The organism is Arenibacterium sp. CAU 1754 (genome assembly GCF_054482635.1).
Genome location: NZ_JBTLRG010000005.1, coordinates 1 through 5,129, shown reverse-complemented (window position 1 = coordinate 5,129; position 5,129 = coordinate 1). Strand labels below are relative to the sequence as shown.

Genomic DNA, 5,129 nt, shown 5'->3' with positions numbered 1-5,129 from the left:
CCCCCCTCCCCCCCCCCCCCCCCCCCCCCCCCCCCCCCCCCCCCCCCCCCCCCCCCCCCGCCGCTTTGGTCAGCCTTTGACCTCGGTGCCGACAACGCGCTGTTCGCTTTTCAGTCCGATCGGCAAGCTGTCGAGATAGGCATTGGGCGCACGGCCGTCGTAGGGGATACCGTCAATGATATCCTCGGCGGGCGTGGCCGCCTTGTAGCCGTCGCTATCCCAGGGGAAGTCCTCTTCGTTGGCCAAGCCTTCGTCGACCAGCATGCGGGCTGCTTCGAGGTAGATTTCAGGCTTGTAGACCGACTTGGCGACCTCGTCGTACCAGCTATCCGGCTTGGGCTCGGAAATCTGGCCCCAGCGGCGCATCTGGGTCAGGTACCAGATGGCGTCGGAATAGAACGGGTAGGTCGCGTTGTGCCGGAAGAAGACGTTGAAGTCGGGAATGTCCCGCTTGTCGCCCTTCTCGAATTCAAAGAACCCGGTCATCGAGTTGGCGATCACCTCGTAGTCGGCACCGACATATTCCGGGCGGCTGAGAATCTCGACCGCCGCGGGGCGGTTGGCGTTTTCGTTTTCATCCAGCCACATCGCCGCGCGGATCAGTGCCTTGGTCACGGCCAGCGTGGTGTTGGGGTTTTCCTCAGCAAACCCGGCGGTGATGCCAAACACCTTTTCGGGGTTGTTCTTCCACAGTTGGTAATCGGTGATCACCGGAACGCCGATACCTTTGAACACCGCCTGCTGGTTCCATGGCTCGCCCACGCAGTAGCCGTGGATCGTCCCGGCCTCAAGCGTTGCGGGCATCTGCGGCGGCGGCGTGACTGAAAGGAACACATCGGCGTCGATCTGACCCGAGATGTTCTGTTCGCTATAGTAGCCCGGGTGCAGGCCACCGGCGGCCAGCCAATAACGCAGCTCGTAATTGTGCGTCGACACCGGAAAGACCATACCCATGTTGAATGGCTTGCCTGCGGCTTTGTACTCTTCAACCACCGGGGACAGCGCCTCTGCGGAAATCGGGTGTTGCGGGCGGCCGTCGTCCATCTTCGGGATATGCGGCAGCATCTTTTCCCAAATCTCGTTGCTGACGGTGATGCCATTGCCGTTCAGGTCCATGGAAAACGGCGTGATGATATGCGCCTCGGTGCCAAAGCCGATGGTCGCGGCCAGCGGCTGACCGGCCAGCATGTGCGCGCCGTCCAGCTGCCCGCCGATCACGCCATCCAGAAGCACTTTCCAGTTGGCCTGCGCTTCCAGCGTCACGAACAGGCCTTCGTCAAGGAAATAGCCCTGCTCATAGGCCACGGCGAGCGGCGCCATATCCGTCAGCTTGATGAAGCCAAAGGTCAGTTCTTCTTTTTCCAGTTCCAGCATTTCGGCGAATGCGGGGCTAACCAGCGCGGCTGAGGCGGCCAGCCCGAGAAGAAGCTTTTTCATCGTTTTTCCTTTCGATGCGCCCGGAAGAGGAGAAGGACCGGGCAAATGCAAAAAAGGCCACTGCACAGCCCGCCGAAAAACAGCGGTGCGCGAGCGGCCTTGCTCATGAAGTCCCTGTCAGTGGGAAAACCCTGATCAGCTCACCTCGTTGTGTGCTGATATCCAGATCATGCGGCAGTGCAGCATTTTAGCAAGTCAAGAATCGCGAAAAGCTTGGAATCGGACCCCCACAAGGCGTCTGAGCGGCGGCATTTGCCTAAGAATTCATCACTCGAACTCGGACGGATCAAAAATCTGGCCATCGAAAAAGGCGTCGGGCAGCAAGCTGATCCCGCCTTTCGTCGATGCCACCGCCGTCGCATGACGAATCGCGCCTTCCAGTTTTTCCGACGCTCCGGGCAGGTCCACACCCGTGGACTCCAGGTGCCGGCGATGCAGGTCGCTGCGAAAGACCTGGGCCGCCTGCGCGACCGATATCTCGTCGCTTACCCCGTGCCGCTGCTGCAATTGACGGGCGATCCACTTGGCCTGGCTGCGCCACGGAAAGGTGGCCGCCCCGGCGTGAAACTCGACGAAATGCGTGACCCTGCGTTGCTCGCCGCCGCTCGAAACCGTCAAATGACCCGATAGCGCCCGGTCGATCAATTCCGCCGAGACATCCAGATAGGCCTTGCGGGACAGGATTTCCCCGGCGGCGCTGCGGCTGTCGGGGTTGCCAAGCCACCGCCCGGCCCGCCAGACGACCCGCATCAGGCGGCCCAGAAGGTCAGGTTCGGTCTCGGCCCAATCGGTGCGCACGGCCAAAACCTTTTCTGGCGAGAACTCCCAGATTGCATTGCCGGGTAGCAATAGCGCGCCGGAACCCTGATCCACCGCGACCGATCCCCACGGCTCGCCAACACAGAAGGCATCGATATCGCCTGCGGCCAGGGCCTTGGCCATAAGTGGCGGGGGCACGGTGCGAATCTCGATGCCGTTTGCACCAAGTGCGGTTTGAGCGCACCAATAGCGCAACAGTTCCACATGCATGGAAAAGGGGAACGGCACGCCAAAGGTTATCGGTCCCTCGCGCACAGCGGCCAGCGCGGCAGCCGCCTTGACCGGATCTGTGAAATCAAACCCGTATCCGGTGGCGCGCAGCGTCGCCTCGAGCGCGCGCCCGACCCCCAGAACATTGCCGTTGGCCGATAGGATCGACACCGCCGAAATGGGGGTCGATACCCCGCCAAGGCCCATCGCCATGGCCACCGGAACCGGCGATAACAGATGCGCGGCATCGACGCGGCCGAAAGCCAGCATATCCCGCACCGACGACCAGGACGGCGCGGCAATCAGATCAAGCGAAATGCCTTCGGTTTCGGCAAATCCCATCTCCTGGGCAACAATCAACGGGGCCGCATCCACCAAGGGCATGAAGGCCACGGAGACGTCTACCGTCTTCATCCTAAAAGCCTTGATGCGGTGACCAGGGCCTCGGCCACGTCGGCAACGCGCCGCCCCTGATCCATCGCCGTCTTGCGCAACAGGGCATAGGCGGCATCCTCGTCGATTGCCTTTGCCTTCATCAAGAGCCCCTTGGCGCGGTCGATCACCTTTCGCTCTTCCAATGCGCGTCGTGTCTCGGCCAGCTCGCTACGCATCTGGCGCACAATGCGAAACCGCGCGATGGCGGTATCCATCACCGGCTTGACGCGCTCGGGCGACAAGCCATCGACCACATAGGCCGATACGCCCGCCTCGATTGCAGCCTGCGCCAAACCGCCCGCCGCGCCCGAGACGAACATCGCCACCGGGCGCTCAAGAGGGCCAGAGGCAAGCGTCAATTCTTCCAGCATGTCGCGCGTTGGGTTGTCGATGTCGATCAAAACGATGTCCGGCGCATGGGCCGCGATCTTGCGCCCAAGGCCATTGGACTCCGAGATGACGAAAACATCGCAGTCCACACTGTCCTTCAAGGCATCGACAATCGCGATGGCGCGATCCCGATCTTCCTCGACAACAACGACTGTGAGTTTCGTATCCATCGCAGGTCGGATGGCGATTTAGTGGACATTCCGCAAGGGTTTTGGTGGCCTGCCTCGTCCGTTTGGCCAGAATATGCAGCAGACGGCTAGAATTTAGGCACCGACTGGTTGTTTCGTCGCAAACGACGTCAGGCAGACCAACTGGCACCTCGGCGAGACTGTCTGACGTCAGCACCAATGGGACAGGTTAGGGTGATTTGATAAGAGAGGGTTTCTGGCTCATCGTAACCACCAAGGAGTGGAGATGAGACAGAAACCCGGAACCAAGCAGGGCCACGGCGAGAAAGTCGTCAAGGACATCCGCCGTGCCACGCGCAAACAGTATTCGGCCGAGGAAAAGATCCGGATCGTGCTGGACGGCCTGAAGGGCGAGGACAGCATTGCTGAGCTGTGCCGGCGTGAGGGCATTGCCCAGAGCCTGTATTACAGCTGGTCCAAGGAATTCCTCGAGGCTGGGAAGAAGCGTCTGGCAGGCGACACGGCGCGTGCGGCGACGTCGAGCGAGGTCAAGGATCTGCGCCGAGAGGCCCGCGATCTGAAGGAGGTCGTCGCGGAACAGGCCTTGGAGCTGCGGCTGCTCAAAAAAAGCATGATCGCGGATGGGGGCGACGACGAATGAGGTATCCCGCATCCGAGAAGCTTGAGATCATCCGCTTGGTCGAAGGATCGCATCTGCCGACCAGGCGCACGTTGGACAAGCTCGGCATCCCCAGGACCACGTTTTATCGCTGGTATGACAGGTATCTGGCCGACGGGCCCGAGGCGCTTGAGGATCGTAGCCCCAGGCCATCGCGGGTCTGGAACCGCATTCCCGAGCCGGTTCGCGAGAAGATCAAGGATCTCGCCCTGCAGGAAAGCGAGCTGTCGCCGCGCGAGTTGGCCGTGCAGTTCACCGACACGGAAAAGTATTTTGTGTCAGAGGCTTCGGTTTATCGCATCCTCAAGTCCTACGACCTTATTACCAGCCCGGCCTATGTGGTTCTGTCGGCTGCTGACGAGTTCCGGGACAAGACCACACGGCCAAACCAGCTCTGGCAGACCGACTTTACCTACTTGAAGGTCATCGGCTGGGGCTGGTTCTATCTCTCGACGATCCTCGACGACTACAGCCGCTACATCATCGCCTGGAAGCTCTGCACGACGATGCAGGCCGGCGACGTGACCGACACGCTGGACCTGGCGTTGCAGGCCTCGGGCTGCGATCAGGCGATGGTTCGGCACAAGCCACGTCTGCTCAGCGACAATGGGGCCAGCTACATCTCGGGCGAGCTGGCCGATTGGCTCGAAGATCAGCAGATGGATCATGTCCGCGGTGCGCCCTATCATCCGCAGACCCAGGGCAAGATCGAGCGCTGGCACCAAACCCTCAAGAACCGCATCCTGCTGGAAAACTACTACCTGCCTGGCGATCTCAACCGACAGATCGACGCCTTCGTCGAGCATTACAACCATCGGCGCTACCACGAGAGCCTGCAGAACCTCACGCCGGCCGACGTCTACTTCGGGCGCGGCCAGATCATTCTGCAACAAAGAGAAAGGATCAAACGAGAGACCATCGAAACCCGGCGCTTGCTTCACCGCAAATCCGCCGCATAATCAGACCAACCAGATGAGCCAGACCCTCTCTTAGATCAGGTCGCCAACTGGCCCAAAAACTCTGACGACGGA

4 protein-coding genes are annotated in these 5,129 nt (G+C 61.0%); 1 reads left to right on the top strand and 3 read right to left on the bottom strand.

The window, feature by feature from the left end:
• Positions 1–69 precede the first annotated feature (69 nt).
• The 3 genes from ACXYMO_RS16590 to ACXYMO_RS16580 form a co-directional block, all read right to left on the bottom strand.
• Positions 70–1,437, bottom strand: coding sequence for a CmpA/NrtA family ABC transporter substrate-binding protein (locus tag ACXYMO_RS16590; protein WP_458879850.1), 1,368 nt, complete (start codon positions 1,435–1,437; stop codon positions 70–72).
• A gap of 267 nt (positions 1,438–1,704) precedes the next feature.
• Positions 1,705–2,880: an ABC transporter substrate-binding protein gene (locus tag ACXYMO_RS16585; RefSeq protein WP_458879849.1), complete on the bottom strand. Its 1,176-nt coding sequence runs from the start codon at positions 2,878–2,880 to the stop codon at positions 1,705–1,707.
• Positions 2,877–3,461, bottom strand: coding sequence for an ANTAR domain-containing response regulator (locus tag ACXYMO_RS16580; protein WP_458879848.1), 585 nt, complete (start codon positions 3,459–3,461; stop codon positions 2,877–2,879). The genes ACXYMO_RS16585 and ACXYMO_RS16580 overlap by 4 nt, the downstream gene beginning before the upstream one ends.
• 244 nt (positions 3,462–3,705) lie before the next feature.
• On the opposite strand from ACXYMO_RS16580, the gene ACXYMO_RS16575 reads away from it, so the two are divergent.
• Positions 3,706–5,057, top strand: a protein-coding gene (locus ACXYMO_RS16575; protein WP_458879847.1) for an IS3 family transposase whose coding sequence is annotated in 2 segments (ribosomal slippage) — positions 3,706–4,042 and positions 4,042–5,057 — 1,353 coding nt in all. Because the reading frame shifts where the segments join, the coding sequence is not laid out codon by codon here.
• The last annotated feature ends 72 nt before the right edge of the window (positions 5,058–5,129 follow it).

Coding starts and splice junctions, on each gene's coding strand:
- ACXYMO_RS16590 (WP_458879850.1), bottom strand. CDS start 1,437: ATGAAAAAGCTTCTTCTCGGGCTGGCCGCCTCAGCCGCGCTGGTTAGC.
- ACXYMO_RS16580 (WP_458879848.1), bottom strand. CDS start 3,461: ATGGATACGAAACTCACAGTCGTTGTTGTCGAGGAAGATCGGGATCGC.
- ACXYMO_RS16585 (WP_458879849.1), bottom strand. CDS start 2,880: ATGAAGACGGTAGACGTCTCCGTGGCCTTCATGCCCTTGGTGGATGCG.